Source organism: Streptomyces altiplanensis (genome assembly GCF_053591575.1).
Genome location: NZ_JBSFUB010000003.1, coordinates 18370 through 39820 on the forward strand (window position 1 = coordinate 18370; position 21451 = coordinate 39820).

The window sequence follows — 21451 nt, forward strand, 5'->3', positions numbered from 1 at the left end:
CCACGGCGCTCCTTCTCGTACCTTCTCGTGTGAAAGCCTCCCCGCGCGAAGACCTTCCCGCGCGAGAGCCGGCAACCGGGGAGTCGGTCCCCGGTTCGGCGAACACAGGTGTAAACGGGGAGTCCATCCCCGGTTATTTCCCGAACTACCACATGTGACCCTGATCACAAACGGAGCGAGAAATTCCGCACGATCGGCCTATCCGGAGGTCCGCCCGGCGAGCGCCCGGCGAGCGCCCGGCACAGGGTGAGCGAACGAGAGCAGTCAGGGACGGCCGGCTGCCGCGGACCCCGAAGGCGCCTCCATGCGGCAGACCCGCCCCCGGATACGCAGACCCCGCCACCTGGTGAGCGTCGCCGTTCTCACCGGTCTCGCCCTCGCGTCCGTGACCTCCGCCGGGTCCCCGCTCGCCACCGGGACCAGCGCGTCGGCGGGCCCGGTGGGCTCCGGCGACCCGGCGGTGTCCGTGACCGGTGAGGCCGCGCTCGAACCGTGCAGGATCACGGGCACCCTGGGCGTGCAGATGTCGGAGGGAATGCCGACGCCACCCGGATTCGCCCGCTCCACCGGTGACGTCCACGCCCTGACCCTCATGATCGACTTCTCGGACGCGCCGGGGAAGGGCTCGGCGCGCGACCGGTTGGAGGAGTTCTTCCCGCAGACGACGAAGTGGTTCGAGACGAGTTCGTACGGGCGCCTGCGCTACCGGCCCGTCACCCCGTTCACCGAGTGGATACGGATGCCGATGCCCTTCGCGGCGTACGGGATAGACCGCGGCTCACCGTACGAACCCGGCTACCGCCGCCTCGTCCAGGACATCGTCGCCGCGACCGACGCCCGGGTGGACTTCCGCTCGTACGACCTGGTCAACGTCCTGGTCACACCCAATGCCGGGCCCTCGGCCCTGGACACCGTCCTGTCCGTCACCTTCTCCGGCAACGAGGACGCGCCGCGCGCCGACGGCGTCCCGCTCGCCAACACGTCGTTCGTCTACAGCCGCCAGGACGACGGGTCGGGTTCCTACGGCGAGACCGGCTTCCGGGTCCTGCCGCACGAGAACGGCCATGTCTTCGGGCTGCCGGACCTCTACACCATGGACGGCGGGGGGTCGGTCGGGCACTGGGACATCATGTCCGAGGACTGGGGGGCCAACAACGATCTGCTGGCCTGGCACAAGTGGAAGCTCGGCTGGCTCGACAGCGCGCAGATCCGCTGCGCGGCCGCGCCCGGCACCACCGAACACCTCCTGACACCGCTCGCCTCGCGGGACGAGGACGAGGACGGGGACGGAAATGGGGAGAGGGACGGGGGCACCGAAGTCCGGGACGGGGACGGGGACACCGGGGCGAAACTCGTCTTCATCCCCCTGACGGAGAAGACGGGTTACGCGGTGGAGGTGCGCACCCGGGCGGGCAACGACGAGGCCGTCTGCAAGCCGGGCGTGCTGATCTACCGCGTCGACGCCGACGTCGACACGGGCCACGGCCCGGTGACGGTCGCCGACAGCGAGCGCGACAGCGGGGGCTGCACCCGGCGGCCCAATGTGCACGCCGAGCTGTCGGACGCGCCGTTCGAGGAGGGCCAGACCTTCAAGGACCGCCAGTACGGAGTCCGGATCTCGGTGACCGACAGGACGGCGGACGGTGATTTCCGGGTCCGCGTCACCCGCCGCTGACGCCCGGACCGCCTCCCACCTCTCCCCTCAGCTCCCTCTTGAGGACCTTCCCGGTGGCGTTGCGGGGCAGCGGCTCCTCCCGTACGAGCACATGGGCGGGCACCTTGAACGCGGCGAGGCTCCTGCCCACATGCGCCCGCAGCTCCTCCGCACCGGTCCCGGCTCCGGCCCGCAGCTGCACGACGGCGGCGACTTCCTCCCCGAGTACGGGGTGCGGAACGCCGAGTACCGCCGCGTCCAGCACCTCCGGATGGTCGTGCAGCACGCTCTCGACCTCGACGCAGTACACGTTCTCGCCGCCGCGGATGACCATGTCCTTGATGCGGTCGACGATGCTGACGCACCCGCCGTCCCGCACGGTCGCGAGGTCCCCGGTCCGGAACCACCCGCCCTCGGCGAAGGCGCGCGAGGTCGCGCCGGGGTCGTTCCAGTACCCCCTGACCAGCGACTGCCCGCGCAGCCACAGCTCGCCGACCTCGCCCTCGGCCGATGCCTGCCCGTCCGGCCCCGCGATCCGCACCTCGACGGCCGGTGCGGGCCGCCCGGCACTGCCGGGGTCCGCGCGGTACGCCGCGCCGGAGGTGGCCAGCACGCCGCCGCTGGTCTCGGTCAGTCCGTAACCGTTGCGGGGCTCGATGCGCTCGCCGTGCCGGGCCGTGAGCCGCCCGACGAGGCCGGCGGGCGCGGCGGCTCCGCCGGTGTTGAGCATGGTGAGGCTCTCCAGCCCGTCCCCGGCCGCCTCCGCCGCGTCCAGCAGCTGGAGGGCGGTGGCCGGCACACCGGCGTAGTGCGTGACGCGGTGCTCGCGGATCAGCGCGAGCGCGCGCCCGGCGTCCCACTTGCGCATGAGGACGAGGGAGCCGCCGGCCGCCATGGCGGCGTACACGGCGGTGAAGGCGGCGACGTGGAAGAACGGAAACGTCATGAGCGTCACGGGAGCGGGCCCCTGCCCCGGCACCTCCCCGCGCGCGAGCGCGGCCAGCGCGGCGTGGAAGCGGGGGTGCGTGGCGGCGCCGGCCTGGGCGAGGTGGGTGGCGACGGCGCCCTTGGGCCGCCCGGTGGTCCCGGACGTGTAGATGATGGTGGCGTCGTCCTCGGCCCGTACATCGACATCGGGCGGCCCGAGAAGCGGATCGGCCTGCCGGATCCCTTCGTACGCCTCGTACGCCTCGTGCGCCCCGCCCAACTCCCCCGCGTCCCTGTGGAACACGACAACCCGGGGCCGTCGCTTCCGCCCCGTCCGCCCCGCGAGCCACGGCTCGACCTGCGGCAGCCGCTCCCCGTCGACGAGCAGCACACCGGGCTCGCAGTCGTCGAGCGCGTACGCGAACTCGGCCCCGGTCCACCAGCCATTGAGCGGCACGGCGACAAGCCCCGCCAACTGCGCGGCCCAGAAAGCGACTTGCCACTCGGGATGATTGCGCATGGCGATGACGGCCCGGTCCCCCGGCAGGAGCCCGTACTCCCCGGCGAACCGCCGGGCCAGCGCGCAGGCGGCGGCGAAGAACTCGCCGTACGTGTACGTCCCGCTCTCCGCGACCAGGAACGGCCGGTCCCCGTACGCCCAGGTCACCTCGACGAACTCCCGCAGCGTCCGGGGCCCGTCGGCGTACAGCGGACTCCCGTCCTCCGCCCGTACGACCTCGAAGGGCGCCCCGGGGGCGGTCAGCGCGGCTTCGGCGGCGCGCAACGGATCATTGTTCGGCACGGACGAACCTCTCTAAGCGCTTGCTCAGCACTTGGACGCTATGCCCGCCCCCGCCGCCAGTCAAGATTCGTGCACCAGCCATCTTTCTCCCGCCGCCCCTCCGCGACCCCACCGCCACCCCGCCGCGGAACCCATTCCCACACGAGCCCCCCGACCCGGTACGCTAGCCCTCGGCCACCCAGCACCACGGCCACGCCTCCGTAGCTCAGGGGATAGAGCACCGCTCTCCTAAAGCGGGTGTCGCAGGTTCGAATCCTGCCGGGGGCACAGCGCATTACCGCTCTGACCTGGGGTTCTCTCCAAGGAGGGGCTTTCAGTCGGCCTCGGACTCCCCGTCCGGGGCCGTTTGCGTGAGCGGACGGGTCGGTGACGGCGAGACCGGCCCCGGTGCGCGGCGGCCGCGGTGCTACCCGGTGGCGAGCAGGCCCACTTCCAGGTCGGCGACGACACCGTAGTGATCGCTCGCCCACAGGCCGTCGGCCGGCTCGTCGAATGCGAGTCGGGCGCTGCGGACACGAGCGAAGGCGTTCGGGTGGGCGTGCGGTGAGCCGGCGAAGACGTAGTCGAACCGGCGGCGGTGGCCGGGCTGGCGGACCAGGACCTCGATGTCCTCGGTCGCGTTGGGGTTGTCGGCGGACCAGGTGTGTCCGGGGCCGGAGCCCGCGATCTCCCATGCGTCGTGGAAATGCGTGCTGCGTCCCGAGAGTGACTGCCGGCCGGTCAGGTACCGGATACTGGCCGCATCGGGATCCGCGTTGAAATCACCGGCCATGATCGTGGGCAGGGCTGTCCGGTGCCGGGCGTCCAGATCGCTCAAGGCCAGTACCTGGCGCTCCCGTTGTGCTTCCGCGCCGAGGCGGAACGACGTCGCCGGCGCGATGAACAACGCTTCGCCCAGCCCGGGCAGCGGCACCAGCGCCGCCAGGGTGAGCCACGGGATGTCGGGCGCGTTCGTTCCGCGCTGATCGAGGACTTCGACGATGCGGTGCGGCCATCGCGTAGCGATCGCGGTTCCGCCGTACCGGTCCGCGTAGGGCGGTGCCGTCGCGGCCGTCTGCGACTGGTGGGTGCCGTGCAGCCCGGTCCCCTCGACCAGGCCGGGCAGTTGGCCCGGCAGGACCTCCTGCAATGCGACGAGATCCGGTTCGAGCCGCCGCAGTTCGGCATTGATCAGTGCCGTCCGTGCCGGGGCGTCACCCCGGGTGTTCCATACGTTCAACGTCACGACGCGCAGTCTCGTCGCCATCAGGTTCCTCTCCGTGTGTCCTCCCGGGCCTGTTGCCACCGGGGTGTCCGTCTCCGGACGGTTGCTGGGCCGGGGAAGCCGTGAGGACGGCTTCGTACGGCGCCGGCCCGGTGGCGCCGACCGCCGGTCGGTTCCGGTTGCCGGTCGGCCCCGGCGGGCAGGGGAATGCCGAGCCGCTGAAGAGACCTGTCCTGTCAGGGCTGCCGCCGGATCGCGGTGACGTCGAACTCCAGCACCACCTTCGGGCTGACCAGGACGGCGGTCGCGGCGTTCCAGTTCACGCCCCAGTCGTTGCGGTCGATCGTGACGCTGCCCTTGAAGCCGACCCGGAAGTCACCCTGCGGGCCGCTCCCGCCGCCGGTCAGCTCGACGTCCACGGTGACCGGTCTGGTCGTCCCGTGGAGGGTCAGGTCACCGATGACCTTGTAGTTCGTCTCGTCGACCTGCTCCACCTCGGCCGAGGTGAAGGTGATGGCCGGGTGGCTGTCCGTGTCCAGGAACATGCCGCGCAGCAGGTCGTCGCGCTGCCGGTTGCGGGTCTGGATGCTCTTCGCCTGGATCAGGAGCCGTGCGCTGGACTTCGACGGGTGGTCGCCGTCCAGGTGCGCGCCGCCCTCGAACTCGTCGAACTGCCCGCGCACCCTGGTGGCCATCGTGTGCCGGGCGACGAACCCGATGTGGGTGTGGGCGGTGTCGAGGACGTAGTCGCCGGTCAGATCGCTGAGCCTGGTGGTGGCCGACATGCTTGGTCGCTCCTGGAGGTGTGCGTGAAGAAGTGGGTGAGGTGACGCGTCCGCACCACGACGGCCGGACCCCGGGCCCCGGACCCCGGGCCTCGGACCCCGGGCCCCGGAGTCCGGGTGTCCGGCATCGTCGTTTCCGTCTGTCCGGCTCACCCTGGCCGCCCGTGCCCCGCCGTCTCCGACGGGACCGTTCAGGGGCGGCCAGGGTTGCCGGTCACCCGAACTGACCGGGCTGGTAGTCACCTGCGGGCCGCTGGGTGATGACGTTCAGGCGGTTGATGGCGTTGATGATCGCGATGATCGAGATCAAGGCGGCGAGCTGGTCCTCGTCGTAATGCTTGGCCGCGTTCGCCCAGACCTCGTCGGTGACGCCGCCGGCCGCGTCGGCGATACGGGTGCCCTGCTCCGCCAGCTCAAGGGCCGCGCGCTCGGCGTCGGTGAACACCGTGGCCTCCCGCCAGACGGCGACCAGGTTGACGCGCTGCGGGGTCTCCCCGGCGTGCACGGCGTCCTTGGTGTGCATGTCGACGCAGAAACCGCAGCCGTTGATCTGGCTGACGCGGAGCAGTACCAGTTCCCGCGTCGCGGGCGGCAGCGTCGAGCCCGCGACCGCCTTGCCCGCCGAGACGATGTGCTTCAGGGATGCGGCCGAGACCGGGTTGGCGAAGAAGTCGAAACGGGTGTTCACAGTGATCTCCTTTTCCTGCTTGGCCGTTCCGCCGCAGGGACGGAACAGTGGTGCGCGGGATCGGGTTCGTCCCACCGGTACGACGAGGCAGCACCTCGGGATGTGAGGTGACGCGCCCACCTCACATTCCGGAGGGCTGCTTCGTCGTACCGGTGACAGCAGACGCAGCCAAGGGAGCGGCGACACCATGAAGACCCAGTCCGAGCCAGGAGACGGCCCGCTCGATCCGGGCCTGGGCGCGATCATGAGCGAGCGGCGGCAGCTGATCAATCTCGCGTACCGGCTCCTCGGCTCCCTGGCCGACGCCGAGGACGTCGTACAGGAGACGTACACCCGCTGGTACGCCATGTCGCCGCAGCAGCAGAAGGCCATCGAAGCCCCCGGCGGCTGGCTGACGAAGGTCGCAAGCCGTATCTGCCTCGACCAGCTCGGCTCGGCGCGGGCCCGGCGCGAGCGCTACGTGGGCGAATGGATCCCGGAGCCGCTGCCCGACTCCACGGAGTGGGCCGGCGGGCGGCCGGGCGGCAGGACGGCCGACCCGGCCGACCACGTCACTCTCGACGAGTCGATCACCATGGCCTTCCTCATCGTGCTCGAATCGATGACCCCGGCCGAACGCGTCGCGTTCGTCCTTCACGACGTCTTCCGGTACTCCTTCGCCGAAGTGGCCGAGATCGTCGGCCGTACGCCGGCGGCATGCCGACAGCTGGCCTCATCGGCCCGCCGCCGCCTCCGCGCGTCGCGGGCTCCGGCGACTCCGGCCGCCCAGCGCGCCGACGTCGTCCGGCGCTTCAAGCAGGCATGGGACGCCAAGGACATCGACGCCCTCATCGGTCTCCTCGACCCCGGCGTCACGGCGGTCAGCGACGGTGGCGGCCTCGTCAGAGCCGCGCTCCACCCGGTCGAAGGTAGCGAGCAGGTCGCGCGCTACCTCGTCGATCTCTCCGGCAGGGCGCCCGGCCTGGCGCTCCTGGAACGTACGGTCAACGGTCAGCCCGGTCTGGTGCTTCAGCTGGACGACGTCACCGTGGCGGTGATGTCGTTCGACGTGACCGGCGACCGGATCAAAAACATCTGGGGCGTGCGCAACCCCGAGAAGCTGCGGCCCTGGACGACGGGCCGACGCCCCTGACCCCGCTCACGACCGCGTCGCGGTCCCGCACTCCTCGTCCGCGGCCTCGCGCATCCGCTCGGCCATCGAGGTACTGCGGTCGTACGGGTCGACCCCGGGGCCGTCGCCCGGCTCCGCGGCCGGCTGTTCGGCGGCGAACTTCGGGGTGAAGTAGCCGGTGACCGTGTCGCAGCCGCCGTTGGTCGTGTCGGCCTTGTACGAGACGAAGGAGAAGGTTCCCGGCTTGGTGATCACCTTCGCGGGGTCGTCCCAGTCCAGCACCAGCTCGCGCCGCACGACCGTGCGCGCGACCTCGTCGCTGTCCGCCGCCGCCCGCGTGACCGGGTACACGTACGTGACGTCCGCGGTCACCCGGAGGGCACCCTGCTCGCCCTCCCGGTACGTGATCCGGCCCCGGGTCTTGACCACGTCCCCGACGAGGCGCACGTGCGCCTCGTCGAACCGGCTGAAGAGCATCAGCGGGTCGTTCTCCCTGCTCGGCTTCCGGAACGCGGTCGCGAGGAAGTCCTGGACGTCCTGCTGGTGCGGGTTGATCAGCGCGATCGCCCGTTCGGGGCGATCGCCCCGCAGTACGCCCGGATCCAGATGGGACGCGGCGAGGAAGTCCCGGGTGCGGCCGAGAGCCCGCTCGACCTGCGCCGTGCTCATCCACCCGGTCGCCCTGGCCGCGGGCACCGTGATCCCGGCCGTGCCGCTCGCCCAGCGCGCCGCGGGCGATCCTCTGAACGGTTCGTCCAGCGTGGGCCGCTGGGCCGCCTCCGTGGGGGGCGGCTGGTCCGGGCGCTCCGACTCCGTGGCGAGCGGCCCGCCGGTCCCGCCGCCGGCGCCGAACCATCCGGTCACCCGCCCCGGGATCAGCGCCACGGCCAGCAGGGCGAGTGCGGCCAGCAGCGCGACCACGTACCAGCCCTTCAGCCGCCTCGGCCGGGCCGGCGTGTACGTGCGCCACGGCTCCGCCCGCGCGGGCTCCTCGCGCAGCCGCCGCGCCACGGCCCGCGCCCGCGCCGAGGGCTCTTCGGGCGCGTCCGGCACGCCGTCCGCCGACTCCCGGAGGAACCGCTCCCACTCCTCGTCGGACACGGACGAACCGCCCTGGTCCCCACCCGCGTTCACGCTGAACTCCTCGCGTCGCCCATTGCTCGGCACCCCCCGGGCCGTCGTCCACCGCATAATCGCACAGCAGTTCCCGGGCCGGCCGCCCGGCGCTTTTGACGTCAGCAGCAGCGGTCGTTCGCCCTTGACCCGCCCTCGATTCGCCATTGGTTCGCCGTCGAGGAGAAGGCGGGCGCCGCCTGTGGCGGGTCAGTGCAGTACGGGGCGCACGAGCACTGTGGCGATCGGCTCGCCGGTGGTTTCCGCGTACGCCAGCCGCTCCTTGACCTCGCGCAGCGTGCGCGGCCGGTAACCGGGGCCACCGCAACAGCTCTTGTGGAAGCGGATGCCGGCGTTCAGGAGCACGGAGAGGACCCGCCACCCCTCGCTGTCCCGCCTCGGAGGCGGGGCGAAGGCGGAGCCCGCGTGGATCAGCGGCCCGGCGCAGCGGGAACAGCGGCGCTCGTGAGCGTTGGACGCCGTCGGGTAAGCCTGCTTGTACGAAGCCCGGCAGGGCAGGCAGACGTAAGAGGTTCTCGCGTGGCCGAACATGCGGTCAGCCTAGATCCGGCACCGGCCGGGTTCCACGGCTTCAGGCAGCCTCTCCACCGGCCTCGTGTGCTCAGCCTGCGGTCCGGCGGCCGGCTGTATGCGCTTCGAGCAGCCGGACGGCCATCTCATGGTGGGACTGGAACGCAAGGTGGCAGGGCGTGAGGCCGTCCCTTGAGGGCTGCTCGGGGTCCGCCCCGTATGCCGGCAGGACAGCAGTGGCCGCGGCGTCGGATACGAGGCGTGGTCCGAGTTCGGCAGGGCGACGAGCGGCGCGCGGGCAAACGGCCGGCAGAGTGCTCCCGCGGCGTTCCGGCGGGCCGTGCGGTGGGCTTCGCACGGCCCGCCGGGAGGCGCCGGCGGGCCTGGGAACGCGGCTGCGGCCCCCGCGAGGTGCGGGGGCCGCAGTCGATCGGCGGTTCGGGGACGGCTAGTTGGTGAAGGTGAAGTACTTCCAGGCCGCGTGCGCCGTGCTGTTGACGTTGTCGCCGGAGGAGCCGTTGACGTACGACGAGCGCATCCGGGCGCGGATGCCGGACTGGCCCGGCGCCTCCAGCCTGACGGCGGACTTGCCGTCGGTGCCCAGGCCGAAGTACTCGGACGTGGAGGCGTACCAGGCGCCCTGGTGGTAGATCTCCAGCTCGAACCGCTGCTTGCGGCCCGCGTAGTAGTTCATGGCCGTGGTGAACACCGGGTCGGTGTTCTTGCGGAAGTAGTGGTACGTCGTGGAGCCGATCTTGCCCGTCCTGTAGTGCTTGGAGACGCTCACGGACACCTTCGCCCTGGCGTACGCGGTGGACTTCACGGTCTTGGGGGCGTAGCGGGCGTCGCCCGCGAAGACGGCGGTGACGACGGTGTCGCGCGTCATGTCCACGGTCGCCGACAGGTTGCCCTGCGAGTTGACCTGGGCCTTCTTCAGCAGCTTGTTCGGCCTGTCGGAGCCGTAGGGGTTGGCGTAGATCTCGACGACGCGGTTCTTGTACGTCGTGCCGAGGTGCGCCGTGAAGGACACGTCGGTGCCGTAGGTGTAGACGTTGCCGTTGCGGTTCAGGGCCAGCGAGGCCGCCTTGCGCGAGACCTGCACCGTGCCGGAGCCGGAGGCGGGGGCGTGCGTGGCGTCGCCCGCGTACGCCACCTTGTAGGTGACCTTGCCGCCGGCGGGCGGTGTGTCCGTGAGGGAGAAGGTGCCGTCGGCCTTCGTCCTGGCGGCGGGCAGGGCCTTGCCGCTCGGGGACTCGGCGTCCGTACGGGTCACCTTGAGGGCCGTGCCCGCCGGGAGCGCCGTCTTCGAGGTCAGCTTCCCGGTGACGGTGAGCTTCTGGGCGCGCTCGGCACGGGCGGGAGCCGACACCTTCAGAGCGGGAAGCTCCTTGGCGGGGTCGGTCAGGACGCGCAGGGTGAACGTGCCGTAGGTGTTCTCCGACACCGCGAACACCCGGCTGCGGTCGGGCGCCCAGGCCAGCGCGCCGGGGACCAGGAGGTCGCCGCCGCTGCTGTTGCCGGTGTTGGGGAACTCGTACTGCCGCGTCGGCTTCGGGTCGCCCGCCCGGTGGATGTGGACGTCGGGGGCGTACGAGGAGGAGGTGCCGCCCGCGACGGTGCCGTCGGGAGCGATGGCGATCGCGTTCGGGTACGCCTCGGTCGGGTAGCTCGCCACCTCCTCCAGGCTGGTGGTGGAGTAGGCGGGGAAGCCGTACCCGTACCCGCTGCCGTCCCAGGAGGTGAGGACCTGCGTGCCGTCGGGCGTCAGGTCGAGCTGCTTGACGCCGGTGTCCATGCTGCCCCGGACCCGCAGCACCGCCCCCTCGGCGGAGACGTCGTACACGGCGAGCCGGCCACCGGCCCCCGCCACCAGGACGCCCGGCACGGCCGGGTCGGCGCCGAGCAGCGGTGCGGCGCCGGAGAATTCGGCGCCCGCGTTCTGGTCGAGCTTCACGAGGGGCTCGGCGCCGGAGACGTCGAGCGACCCGATGCCCGACCCGTAGCCGAACCACAGGCGGCCGTCCACGGTCTCCAGGGCGGCCGGGGCGTCGGCGCCGGTCAGGTCGTAGCTCGCCGTCTGCGTGTACGTCCCCGTCTCCACCGAGACGATCCGGTCGGTGTCCTTGACGGCCGCGTACACCTGGCCGGAGTCGGCGGACAGTGCGAGGCCGGTCACACCGGGCAGGCCGGTGAGGGTCGCCTTGACGGTGCCCGCGTAGTCGGTGACGACGATCTTCCCGTCGGCCGGGTCGGAGACGTAGACCCGCTGGTGGGCCCCGTCCACGACGAGGTCGCCGACCGACTTCACCGACAGGGTCTTCGCGGAGTCGGCCGCTGCCGGACCCGCTGTGCCCGCGACGAGCGCCGCGGAGCTGAAGAGGACCGCGAGCGCCGTCGCGGTCGAAATGCTGCGCCTGCGCACAGTGATGTGAACCCCCACAGAAGGAACCCGGCGATCACCGGGTGAACAGGAGAAGGCCGCGCGGTCCCCCTCGCGCCGACGACGGGCGCGTGGAGCGCTGCCGAGAGGGGTCAGCGTATGACATGCCAGTGACAGGCGGGGCCCGGATTTCTTCTGTGCTCCGCGTGATCCCTTCGGCCGCGCGCCGGGCGGGCGCCCGTCCTTCCGCCCGGCGCGCTCCGTCCGTGCGAGCTTGCCGCTGATCCCCGTACAACCCTTGGGCCCCTCCGGCAGTCCTCTGTGCACCGAGCGACACGTGTCGGCAGGGGCGAGCCCCTGGTACGCGGTCGATTCGGCTCACCGACTTCGGATGCCCGACCGGTATCCGGCATGCCACAGGAGAAGCCCCGCGTGCAGCAACACCTTCGTACCGTCCTCGCCACCGCCGCCGCGGCCGCCCTCACCGGCGGCCTGCTCGTCGCCGGAGCGGGCAGCGCCGCCGCCGCGCCCTCCGGGCTGCAGGGCGACTTCAACGGCGACGGCTACCGCGACCTCGCGATAGCCGCGCCCACCGCCACGGTCGGCGGCAAGCGGGCGGCAGGCTACGTCGCCGTCGTCTACGGCACCAGGACGGGCCTCGACAAGTCCAGGCGCACTCTCATCAGCCAGGCCACCAGCGGCATTCCGGGAGTCCCGGAGACACAGGACTACTTCGGCGACCGCCTCACCGCCGGGGACCTCGACGGCGACGGCTACACCGACCTGGTGGTCGGCGTGCACGCCGAGCGCATCGGGAGTACCGACTCGTCCGGTGTCCTCACCGTCGTCTGGGGCGGCGCCGGCGGCCTCACGTCCGCCACCGACATCTCGTCACCGCTGCCCGAGTACCGGAACGAGCTCGGCTGGGACGTCGCCACCGGTGACTTCGACGGGGACGGCCACACCGACCTGGCCGCCGCCAACGCCGCCGCGCCCGAGCTGAACATCTTCAAGGGGCCGGTCTCCCGGACCGGCAAGGCCGCTTCCCGCGTCGGCATCGACACGACGAACGGGACCGGCATCAACGCGGACAGGATCTTCGCGGGCAACGTCAACGGCGACGGCGCGACCGACCTCCTGGTCATGGGCCAGCAGGAGAGCGGCGGCGCGTACGCCACCCGCAGCGTCCTCTACAAGGGCGGGGCCACCGGCCTCAAGGCGTCGGGCAAGGTCGCGGGCGGCTACGCGGCGGCCATCGCCGACGTCAACAAGGACGGTTACGGCGACATCGTCACCGGCAACTTCATGGAGAAGTCCGCCGACGAGCCGAACGGCGGCCCCGGTGGCGCGGTCACCGTGACGTACGGCAGCTCCGCCGGCCTGTCCACCCGCACCCCGGTCCGCATCACCCAGGACACCTCCGGCGTCCCGGGAGCCGCCGAGAAGGGCGACCGCTTCGGCTGGAGCCTGTCCGCGGGCGACACCAACGGCGACGGCTACGCCGATGTCGTGGTCGGCGCGGAGAGCGAGGCCCTCGGGAGCAAGACGGCGGCCGGTGCCGTCACCGTGCTGCGGGGTTCCGCCACGGGGCTGACCGGCACCGGGGCCAAGAGCTTCTCGCAGGACACCGCGGGGGTGCCCGGAACCGCCGAGGCCCGCGACCACTTCGGCAGCTCCGTGCATCTCACCGACAGCAACGCGGACGGGCGGGCGGAGCTGATCGCCGGCGCCCCCGCCGAGAACAGCGGGGCGGGTTCGGTCTGGCTCCTCAAGTCCGGCACGAGCGGTGTCACCGCCACCGGTTCGACGTCGTTCGGAGCCGCCTCGGTCGGCGGGCCCTCCGGGCTGTCGTACTTCGGTGACGTCCTCGCCAACTGACGTCCCCCGGCCGCCGCCGCGCAGCGGCGGCGGCCGGCCGGCCGGGCTCAGCCCTCGTCCGGCTCGCCCCCCACGTCCACCGGGCCGCCGTCGTCCCGGCTCCAGGGCTGCAGTTCCACCTGGATGCGGTGGGTCGTGTCGTTGGCCTTCGTCCTGCCCGCCTCCGCCGTGACCACTCCGATGCGCAGGCCGCCCTTGCCGCCGGTCTCCCGGCGGACCTGGACCTCGAACTCCAGGTTCACCCTTTCCACCCGGAAGCGCATGCCGCTCGCTCTTCCCCGGCGCTGGGCCACCTCGAGTTCTTCCCGTACCCGGCTGATCACGTCGGCCAGTTCCACGCCCTGTGTCGCGTCTTCCGCGTTCACCTTGCCCACATCCCCCCACTGACGCCGAGGCCCCATTGTCACCTGTCGCGACTATGGTGGTACAGCATGGGGGCGCTGATCAGTGAGACCAACTTCTCTACCGATCAAGAGACTTGGCGTGTACGGCTGCGCACCGACGACCCGCGCGGCCGAGTGCTCGGGGCCGGGGTGCTGCTGCGGGACGGGCTCGTTCTGACCTGCGCCCATGTCATCCAGACCGCCGGAACCGACGGGCACAAGCCGTCCGTGGTCGTCGAGTTCCCGGGTTCCGGCGGCGCCGGCTCCGACGGCCTGCGCGCCACCGTCGTTCCCGGCCACTGGGTCCCCCGCGCCGACGACCACACCGGCGATCTCGCCCTCCTCCAGCTCGCCGGGCCGCCCCCCGTCGCCTCGTACGCCACCCTCCACCGGCTGCCCACCCTCTGGAACCACCGCGTCCACTTCGCCGGTTACCCCTCCCGTCTCACGGGCGGCAAGTGGGCCGAGGCACTCATCAAGGGACCGGGAGGGCCCGGTGACGAGTGGGTGCAGATCGATCCGGTCACCGAGGCCGACACCATCCTCCGGCGCTTCAGCGGCGCCGGAGTGGTCGACAACCGCACCGGTCACGTCATCGGGATCGTCGTCAGCAAGCTCGAATCGGAGCGCGAGGGCGCACACCACAGGCACGGCTACATGATCCCGACCGGCACGATCGTCAAGCACCTCAAACGGGTGCGCGAGGCCGAGCCCGAGCGCTACATCGGCGGCCGGCGGCCGGTCCCCGACCCCCTCATCGCCGATCCCGCCGACCCCGCCGCCGCCCCCCTCGCCCCCGACCGCGGATTCGCGCGCTGGCTCACCCGCTGGCTGGCGGGCGAGGACGACATGGCCGACGTGGAGATCACGTTCGTACGGCACGAGGACGCGGAGGCCGACCTCGCCCTGCGCACCACCCTCACCCTCGCCGACCGCGAACGCTCTCCCCGCACCTCCTCCGCGACGTACGGCCGCGACGACACCGGCCCGGCCCCGCGCGCCGGCAGCATCGACCTGGCCCTCGTCGTCAGCGACAAGACCCCCGCGCAGGTCGCCGAGGAGATCGCCGAGGGCATGGGCCTCGACGGCCCCGGCCCCCTCCCCCCGTCCGCCCGCGTCGCGGCCGACGCCCTGCCGCTGACCACCGTGGTCCGCGGCGTGGACGAGGCCGCCCGGCCGGTGGAGACCGTGGAGCTGCTGCACACGCTGGTACGGCGCGGCGGACGGCTGCTGCTCGTCTTCCGGCAGCTCGACTCGCCCGCCCTGCGCCGTACGCACGAACTCCTCCTCGATCCGGCGTGCCCCCGGCGCTGGCTGGAGCGCATCGGCCGCCGGATCGACGTGCTCGCCCGTACGGAGGAGGACGCCCGGGACCTGCGCCGGCGCGCGGCGAGCTGCGTCAGTCCGCTGCCGCGACTCCCCCGGTACGCCCCGGACCTGGAGCTCAAGGCGGCCCGCCTCGAAGCCGACCCCCGGCAGGGCACCACCGGCTTCCTCGTCAAGCTGTCGTACGTCGAGAGGACCGCGGAAACCGCCCTGCTGGAGGCGGAGGCCGTCCACCGGCTGCTGACCCGGCAGCTCGCCCGCCACCAGGAGCTGCGGGGCCTTCTCGACGGGTACCAGGCGCGCCTCGCCGCCCACGGCATCACCGAGGCCGCGGCCTCGCTGCACCAGGACGCGCAGCGGCTGCTGACCGGCGGGCCGTGCGAGCCGGCGGTGGCGGAGGCGGCGGTCGACCGGTTCGTACGGGAGGCCCGCACGGCGCTCGAAGCGCGCCCGGGGGCGGGGACCGGGGCCGGGCCGGAGACCGGGCCGGAGGAGCAGCCGTGAGGGCGTGTCCGCACCCCGAGTGCACCGGGCAGGTCACGGAAACCGGCTTCTGCGACATCACCGGCCTGCCCGTCGAAGCCGAGGACGGCGGGAGCGCGGGCGGTGCGGGCGCGGGCGGACGGGGAACGGGCGGGCGGGGCGCGGGCGGCAGCGGCGCGGGCACCGGGCCCGGCGGTTCCGGGGGCCCGGCGGGGGCCCAGCGTCCGGTGCCCGCCGAGCAGTTCGTGCTCTCCCGCGCCGGTGACGGCCTCATGGACCTCCCCCGCGTCGAGGTCCCCGATCCCGCCCTCCTCGTCGAGCCCGCCGAGGACCGGTCCTCCTCCCGCGTCATGCGGTGCGGCAACCCCGACTGCATGGAGCTCATCGGCTTCGCGGCCTCCGAGGGGCGCTGCGCCTGCGGTACGCCGTACGCGCTCCAGCCCCAGCTGTCCGGCGACGACGTACTCGCCGACCAGTACCGGGTCGTCGGGCCCATCGCCCACGGCGGCCTCGGCTGGGTGTACCTCGCCGAGGACGTCCAGCTCTACAACCGGCCGGTCGCCCTCAAGGGCCTGCGCAACCCGCACAGTTCACTGGCGCGCGAGGTCGCGCTGCGCGAGCGCCGGCACCTGACCGACCTCAACCACAAGGACATCATCCGCGTCATCAACTACGCGACGCACCGCCCCACCGGCACCGACTACATCGTGATGGAGTTCGCGGGCGGGATGGCGCTGCACCAGATCGCCGAACGCATCAGACGCGACAAGGAGCCCTTCGCCGGCTCGCGCGTGCACGAGTTCATCGTCAGTTACGGGATCCGGATCCTCGACGCGCTCGGCTACCTGCACACGCACGAGGGCAAGGTGTACGGCGACATGAAGCCGGACAACGTCATGCACTGCGGCGACGGCATAAAGATCATCGACGTGGGGGGCGTGCGGGAGTTCGACGCCCCGGGACCGTACACCGACCTCTACAAGGCGCCCGAGGTCGAGCAGGACGGCAGGGCACGCCCCCAGTCCGACCTCTACAGCGTCGGCAGGACCCTGCGCGAACTCACCGACTCCGCCCGTCACCCCGCCCCCGGGCTCGGCGCCGAGTCCCTGCGCCGCGCGCTCGCCCGCGCCACCGACGAGGAGCCGCGCAGACGGTTCGCCACGGCCGCCGAGATGTCGCTCCAGCTGCGCGGCGTCATCCGCGAGCTGCGGTCGCTGCGGCTGCGCAAGGAGACCTTCGAGCCCTCCCTCCTCTTCGAACCGGCGTCGGCCGCGCTCGACGGCGGCCTCGGCGAGGCCCCCGTCCTCGACCGCTGGGCGTACGGCACCCAGCGCCTCCCGCTGAACGCCGCGCGGCCGTCCCCCGACGAGGTCGCGGCGGGCCTGCCCGTGCCCAGGACCGACCCCGACGACCTCCACGCGGCGTCGCTCGCCCGCATCTCGTACGACGCGCCGGGGCTGCTGCAACTGCTCGCGGGCTGGAAGCCGTCCGTGGAACTGCACCTGCTGCGCTGCCGCCTGCACCTCGGTCTCGCCCGCCGCACCCGGCAGCGCGCCCACCACGACGCGGCGCGCGCCGAACTCGGCCTGGCCGGCGGCCTCGTCGGCGCCATGGCACCGCACGACTGGCGCCTGCACTGGCACGCCGGGCTGCTGCACCTGGGCGACGACCGGATCGACGAGGCCCGCGAGGAGTTCGACCACGTCTACGACTCGCTCCCCGGCGAGTACGCCCCCAAGCTCGCCCTCGGCTACTGCTACGAACGGCTCGGCCTGCCGGACCGCGCCAGGGCCTACTACGAGGCGGTGTGGCTGCGCAACCACTCCCTGGGCAGCGCGGCCTTCGGGCTCGCCCGGATCCACCTCGCCGCGGAGAAGCGGGAGGAGGCCCTGGAGATCCTGGAGCGCGTGCCCAAGGACTCCCGTCACCGGACGGCCGCGCGGACCGCGGTCGTACGGATCCTGGCGGGGCGGCGGTTCCCGGACGGCGCGCCGCCGCCCCTGGAGTCCCTCGTCACCGCGCTCGCCCGGGTCACGCAGCTGCGGGAGGAGGAGGGGCTGACGGACCGGCACGCGGTGCTGCGGCTGGAGACGCACATCCGGGAGGTCGTCCTCGACTGGGTCTGCGGCGCGCCCGGCGGCGAGGGCGGCAGGGCGGAGCGGCTGGCGGAACTCCGCGAGCGCGTGCAGGACGGGGAACTCACCGAGAACAGGCTGCGCAGGCGCCTGGAGGAGGCGTACCGGGGCCTCTCCCAGCAGGCGGGCGACGTGCGGGCGCACGCGCTCCTCGACCTGGCCAACGGGATACGGCCGCTGCGCTGGACATACAAGGAGCACGCATGGCTCAGGACGGCACAGAAGGTGCGGGAGATCCGAGAGGTACGGGAGGCGTGGCAGGTGTCCCAGGCCCGGAAGACGCAGGAGCAGCGGGGGCAGCGGGACCCGCAGGAGCCGTCTCCCTCGAAGTGAGCCAGCAGCCCTGCGTCTCGGTGGAACGCGGAGCCGAGGGCGGGACGCGCATGTGCGCCGTGGTGACCGTGACGGTGGCCCCGGGGGACGGCGCGGGCGACGGTTCCGCGGCGAAAGCGGCCGCCCCCGTCCCCTCCCCCGCCAGGGCCGAGGTCCTGCTCCTCGACTGCTCCGCGTCCATGGGTTATCCGCGCGAGAAGCTCTGGGCCGCCCAGGACGCGGCGGCGGAGGCGGTACGCGCGCTGCCCGACGGCACGTACTTCGCGATCGTCGCCGGACGCCACACCGCGGAGCCGGTCTACCCCACGAGGACCGGCGCCTCCCCGGGTCTCGTACGCGCCGACGCCACCACCCGCGAGGAGGCGCAGGAGGCCATGGGCCGCCTCGCGCCGAGCGGCGGTACGGCCATCGGCAGCTGGCTCGCCCTCGCCCGCGAACTGTTCGGGCGGCTCCCCGGCTCCGCCGTCCGGCACGCGCTGCTGCTCAGTGACGGCCGCAACGAACACGAACAGCACGACGCCCTCGCCGCCGAACTCGCCGCCTGCTCGCCCCTGTTCACCTGTGACGCCCTCGGCATCGGCGAGGACTGGGACCCCGACGAGCTCCAGCTGGTCGCCGGCAGCCTCAACGGCAGGGCCGACGCCGTACGCGATCTCGACGCGCTGCCCGGCGAGTTCCGTGCCCTGGCCGTCGAGTCGGCGGCCCGCCGGGTCACCGGCCTGCGCCTGCGTCTCGCCCACCGCCCCGGCAGCGCCCCGCTGACCGTCCAGCAGGTCCATCCCACCCGCCGCGACCTGCTGCCGGACCGCGTGACGGCCGGGGACCGGTGCCTGGAGTTCCCCCTGCCGCCGTGGGGCGAGGAGACCCGCGAGTACCTGGTGTGCGTCGCCGCCTCCCGTACGCCGCAGGAGCCCGTCGACCGGGAGCTGTGGCTGGCCGACCTGAAGGTGGTGCGGGATCCGCGGGCCGAGGGCCCGTCGCCGCAGCTGCCGCCCGCGCGGCCCCTGCTGGTCCGCTGGACGCACCACCGCGACCTCTACAGCAGGTACGACCCCAAGGTGGCGCACTACGCCCACCACGACGCCCTCGTCCGCGGCCTCGAAGAGGGCCGCGCCGCCCAGCGCGCCGGTGACGCGGCGCGGGCGCGCGCCGCCTGGGGCGAGGCGGTGCGCCGCGCCCACGCCATGGGCAACGAGCCCATGCTGCAACGCCTCGGCGATGTCGTACGGATCATCGACGCGGCGGCCGGCGAGGTGGAGATCCGCCCCGACATCCGCCCCCTCGACATCAACTCGGCGATGGTGCTGCGCTCCCACAGCACGATGCTGCCGCCGCAGCGAAAGCCGCGGGGCACGTCGCCGGACACGCCGCGGGACCCCGCGTGAGGGGCCTCGCGCGCCGGTTCTGGCGCTCGGCCACCGGGGCCGACGGCGTCACCACCGTCGGCTACCTGCACCGCCAGCTCCTGTGGCTGCTCACGCTGACCGCCGTCGGCGGCGCGACGCTCTTCGGCGCGTACGACGAGGTCCACAGCGACTCCGCGGCGATCCGGGACCGCACCGGGCCCGCCGTCGTCGAACTCGCCAGGGCCCACACCTCCCTCCGGCAGGCCGACGCCACGGCGCGCGACCACCTGCGCCACCGGGCCCGCGACCACAGGTGGCCGGACATCCTGGCGCGCGGCGAGGAGTACCGGACCCAGCTCGCCGAGGCCAGGAGCAGCCTCGCCCGGGCCGCCGCGACGGGCGCCCTGAACCGCGAGGACCAGCAGACCCTGCGCATCGCGTCCGGGCTCGTCGACAGCTACGCCCTGCGCATCGACGGGGCGTGGACCCAGTCGGACAAGGCGCACCTGAGCCTCGCCAATCTCTCGTACGCGCAGACGATGATGCACGCCCGCACGTCGGGGATCCTCGCCCGGATCTCCGCCCTCCAGGACCGGCAGAGCGCCGCGCTGGACCGCCGGCAGGACTGGGGCGCCGCGCCGCTGCTGGCCTGGCCGGTGGCGGTCGCGGCCTGCCTGCTGCTCGGCGTACGGCTGGTCGGCACGCAGGTGTTCCTGCGCCGGCGCTTCCGGCTGCGGCTGAGCGTCCCGCTGGCGGCGGTGACGGTGCTGCTGACCGCCGTTCCCGTGCTGGCGTTCGGGACGTGGCAGGCGCACCGGAGCCAGACGCTGGCGCAGGACGCGGCCGGGCTGCTGACGCCGGACGGCACCCCCGCTCAGCAGGCGGCGGCCGTCGCCGCCGCCGAGTCCGGCATGGAGAAGGCGGCACGGGAGGGGAACGCCGACGCCTGGGCCCCGGGCGCGGGCTTCGTCCCGCTCGCGGCCGTACTGCTGGCGGGGGTCGTCGTGGGGACGCTCCAGCCGCTCCTCGTCGAGTACGCCGTCCCCCGGCGCCCCGCAGGAGGTCACCGGTGAACCGCTCCCGCCGCCCCCGCCGCCGGACGGGCCTGCGGCTGCTGCTGGCCTCCTGCCTCCTCGCCGGGCTCGCGCTGTCCTCCGCCGCGTGCGCCGAGGAGCCCCGCCCCGCCGTGAGCGTCCTCGGCCCCTGGACCGGCGACGAGGAGGAGAGCTTCGAGGCGGTGCTCGACCGGTTCAGGAAGAAGTACGGGATCGAGGTCGACTACCAGGGCACGACGTCGCTGCGCGAGACGCTCCTCGCCCAGGTGCAGGCCGGATCGCCGCCCGACATCGCCGTGCTGAACAGCCTCGGCGAGCTCACCGAGTACGCGCACGACGGCGAACTGGTGCCGCTCCCCGACGAGGTGCGCGAGCGTTCCCCGCAGCCGTGGGCTCCCGAACTCACCGTCGGCCACCGCAAGAACACGTACTGGACCCCGGTGAAGGTCGACCTCAAGAGCGTCGTCTGGCACTACCCGGGCCGCTCGGCCCGGCGGGGCGACTGGTGCCTCGGCATGGGTTCCGGCGCGACCTCGGGGTGGCCGGGCAGCGACTGGATCGAGGACATCCTGCTCCAGCGGTCGGGCCCGGCGGTGTACGAGCAGTGGGCGACCGGCGAGCTGCCGTGGCGCAGCCCGGAGGTCCGCGGGGCGTGGAAGACCTGGGGCCGGCTCATCGCCCCCGGCGGCAGCGGCGCGCAGGCCGCCGCCGCCCTCGCCAACGACTTCCAGGGCAACGACGGCAAGGGCCTGCTCACGGCGGACGGCCGGGGCTGCGCCCGCGAACACCAGGGCAGTTTCATCCGGCGGCTGTACGGCAAGGACGTCGCGTTCGTCCCCACCACCGAGGCCGTCCCGGAGCTCGCCAACGACCGCAACGCGTACGAGGTGGCCGGTGACATGGCCGCCCTGTTCCGCGACACCGAGGGCTCGCGGTCGCTGATCACCTTCCTCACCGGGGACGCGGCACGGGCCACCTGGGCGCGTGCGGTGCCCGAGCGCAACCGGCCGTTCTTCCCGGTCTCCGCCGGCGCGTACGGCGACGCCTGGGCGAACCGGGCCGTCGACGAGACCCTGACGGGCGCGAAGCGGCTGTGCACGGACGCCTCGGACGTCATGCCGCCGGAGCTGCGGGGAGCCTTCCACCGCGCCGTACTGGAATTCCTCGCGGCACCGGCGGACCACGGCCTGCTGGAGGGCCTGCTGGAACAGCTCGACGACGAGACGGAGCGCCACCACGCCCAGAACACCCCGTGGGTCCCGTCGGTGTGCGCGGCACCGGTGGGGGGCGGCTCCTGACCCCGGACCGGGGAGGGCC

The 21451-nt window shown here is 73.0% G+C and carries 16 protein-coding genes and 1 tRNA gene; 9 read left to right on the forward strand and 8 right to left on the reverse strand.

Annotated features, from left to right (window positions below; genetic code table 11):
• Positions 1–304: 304 nt before the first annotated feature.
• Positions 305–1675 carry a M6 family metalloprotease domain-containing protein gene (locus ACWD0Y_RS01835; protein ID WP_450258511.1) on the forward strand — a complete coding sequence of 457 codons (1371 nt, stop codon included), beginning with the start codon at positions 305–307 and terminating at the stop codon, positions 1673–1675.
• Here ACWD0Y_RS01835 and ACWD0Y_RS01840 read toward each other — a convergent pair.
• Positions 1662–3383 (reverse strand): class I adenylate-forming enzyme family protein, encoded by a 1722-nt coding sequence (locus ACWD0Y_RS01840; protein WP_450258512.1) that lies wholly within the window; start codon positions 3381–3383, stop codon positions 1662–1664. The two genes, ACWD0Y_RS01835 and ACWD0Y_RS01840, sit on opposite strands and share 14 nt — an antisense overlap.
• A 194-nt stretch (positions 3384–3577) precedes the next feature.
• Between ACWD0Y_RS01840 and ACWD0Y_RS01845 the strand changes: the two genes are divergently transcribed.
• Positions 3578–3650: transfer RNA gene (locus ACWD0Y_RS01845), tRNA-Arg, on the forward strand.
• A 139-nt stretch (positions 3651–3789) separates the two neighbouring features.
• Here the strand turns inward: ACWD0Y_RS01845 and ACWD0Y_RS01850 are convergent.
• The 3 genes from ACWD0Y_RS01850 to ACWD0Y_RS01860 all read right to left on the reverse strand — a co-directional run bounded on the left by ACWD0Y_RS01850 (position 3790) and on the right by ACWD0Y_RS01860 (position 6060).
• Positions 3790–4608, reverse strand: coding sequence for an endonuclease/exonuclease/phosphatase family protein (locus ACWD0Y_RS01850; RefSeq protein ID WP_450258513.1), 819 nt, complete (start codon positions 4606–4608; stop codon positions 3790–3792).
• A 215-nt stretch (positions 4609–4823) separates the two neighbouring features.
• The gene (locus ACWD0Y_RS01855) at positions 4824–5372 is read right to left on the reverse strand and encodes a YceI family protein (protein ID WP_450258514.1); all 549 of its coding nucleotides are present in this window, start codon (positions 5370–5372) and stop codon (positions 4824–4826) included.
• Positions 5373–5586: 214 nt separating this feature from the next.
• Positions 5587–6060 carry a carboxymuconolactone decarboxylase family protein gene (locus tag ACWD0Y_RS01860; RefSeq protein WP_450258515.1) on the reverse strand — a complete coding sequence of 158 codons (474 nt, stop codon included), beginning with the start codon at positions 6058–6060 and terminating at the stop codon, positions 5587–5589.
• Between the two features lie 187 nt (positions 6061–6247).
• Here ACWD0Y_RS01860 and sigJ point away from each other — a divergent pair, with 187 nt between their 5' ends.
• The gene (gene sigJ / locus ACWD0Y_RS01865) at positions 6248–7192 is read left to right on the forward strand and encodes an RNA polymerase sigma factor SigJ (protein WP_450258516.1); all 945 of its coding nucleotides are present in this window, start codon (positions 6248–6250) and stop codon (positions 7190–7192) included.
• Between the two features lie 6 nt (positions 7193–7198).
• On the opposite strand, the gene ACWD0Y_RS01870 is transcribed toward sigJ, so the two are convergent.
• The 3 genes from ACWD0Y_RS01870 to ACWD0Y_RS01880 form a co-directional block, all read right to left on the reverse strand.
• Positions 7199–8305: a hypothetical protein gene (locus ACWD0Y_RS01870; RefSeq protein ID WP_450258517.1), complete on the reverse strand. Its 1107-nt coding sequence runs from the start codon at positions 8303–8305 to the stop codon at positions 7199–7201.
• A 189-nt stretch (positions 8306–8494) separates the two neighbouring features.
• On the reverse strand, positions 8495–8836 hold the full coding sequence (locus ACWD0Y_RS01875; RefSeq protein WP_450258518.1) for a deoxyxylulose-5-phosphate synthase: 342 nt from the start codon (positions 8834–8836) through the stop codon (positions 8495–8497).
• A 427-nt stretch (positions 8837–9263) separates the two neighbouring features.
• Positions 9264–11237 (reverse strand): Ig-like domain repeat protein, encoded by a 1974-nt coding sequence (locus ACWD0Y_RS01880; RefSeq protein ID WP_450258519.1) that lies wholly within the window; start codon positions 11235–11237, stop codon positions 9264–9266.
• A gap of 390 nt (positions 11238–11627) precedes the next feature.
• Between ACWD0Y_RS01880 and ACWD0Y_RS01885 the strand changes: the two genes are divergently transcribed.
• Positions 11628–13073: an FG-GAP and VCBS repeat-containing protein gene (locus ACWD0Y_RS01885; RefSeq protein ID WP_450258520.1), complete on the forward strand. Its 1446-nt coding sequence runs from the start codon at positions 11628–11630 to the stop codon at positions 13071–13073.
• Between the two features lie 47 nt (positions 13074–13120).
• Here ACWD0Y_RS01885 and ACWD0Y_RS01890 read toward each other — a convergent pair whose 3' ends face one another.
• Entirely contained in the window at positions 13121–13438 is a 318-nt protein-coding gene (locus ACWD0Y_RS01890) for a trypco2 family protein (protein WP_450258521.1), read from the reverse strand.
• 66 nt (positions 13439–13504) lie between these two features.
• Between ACWD0Y_RS01890 and ACWD0Y_RS01895 the strand changes: the two genes are divergently transcribed.
• The 5 genes from ACWD0Y_RS01895 to ACWD0Y_RS01915 are packed head-to-tail and all read left to right on the forward strand — an operon-like array spanning position 13505 to position 21432.
• A complete protein-coding gene (locus ACWD0Y_RS01895) occupies positions 13505–15286 on the forward strand; it encodes a trypsin-like peptidase domain-containing protein (protein WP_450258522.1) in 1782 nt (593 codons plus the stop codon).
• Entirely contained in the window at positions 15283–17733 is a 2451-nt protein-coding gene (locus ACWD0Y_RS01900; protein ID WP_450258523.1) for a tetratricopeptide repeat protein, read from the forward strand. The genes ACWD0Y_RS01895 and ACWD0Y_RS01900 overlap by 4 nt, the downstream gene beginning before the upstream one ends.
• Positions 17730–19118, forward strand: a complete 1389-nt coding sequence (locus ACWD0Y_RS01905; RefSeq protein WP_450258524.1) for a VWA domain-containing protein — start codon at positions 17730–17732, stop codon at positions 19116–19118. Before ACWD0Y_RS01900 ends, ACWD0Y_RS01905 begins: the two co-directional genes overlap by 4 nt.
• Positions 19115–20152 (forward strand): hypothetical protein, encoded by a 1038-nt coding sequence (locus tag ACWD0Y_RS01910; RefSeq protein WP_450258525.1) that lies wholly within the window; start codon positions 19115–19117, stop codon positions 20150–20152. Before ACWD0Y_RS01905 ends, ACWD0Y_RS01910 begins: the two co-directional genes overlap by 4 nt.
• Positions 20149–21432 carry an extracellular solute-binding protein gene (locus tag ACWD0Y_RS01915; protein WP_450258526.1) on the forward strand — a complete coding sequence of 428 codons (1284 nt, stop codon included), beginning with the start codon at positions 20149–20151 and terminating at the stop codon, positions 21430–21432. The genes ACWD0Y_RS01910 and ACWD0Y_RS01915 overlap by 4 nt, the downstream gene beginning before the upstream one ends.
• The last annotated feature ends 19 nt before the right edge of the window (positions 21433–21451 follow it).

Excerpts from the sequence above, each read along its gene's own strand:
- ACWD0Y_RS01835 (WP_450258511.1), top strand. The coding sequence starts at position 305 with ATGCGGCAGACCCGCCCCCGGATACGCAGACCCCGCCACCTGGTGAGC.
- sigJ (WP_450258516.1), top strand. The coding sequence starts at position 6,248 with ATGAAGACCCAGTCCGAGCCAGGAGACGGCCCGCTCGATCCGGGCCTG.
- ACWD0Y_RS01895 (WP_450258522.1), top strand. The coding sequence starts at position 13,505 with ATGGGGGCGCTGATCAGTGAGACCAACTTCTCTACCGATCAAGAGACT.
- ACWD0Y_RS01875 (WP_450258518.1), bottom strand. The coding sequence starts at position 8,836 with ATGTTCGGCCACGCGAGAACCTCTTACGTCTGCCTGCCCTGCCGGGCT.
- ACWD0Y_RS01855 (WP_450258514.1), bottom strand. The coding sequence starts at position 5,372 with ATGTCGGCCACCACCAGGCTCAGCGATCTGACCGGCGACTACGTCCTC.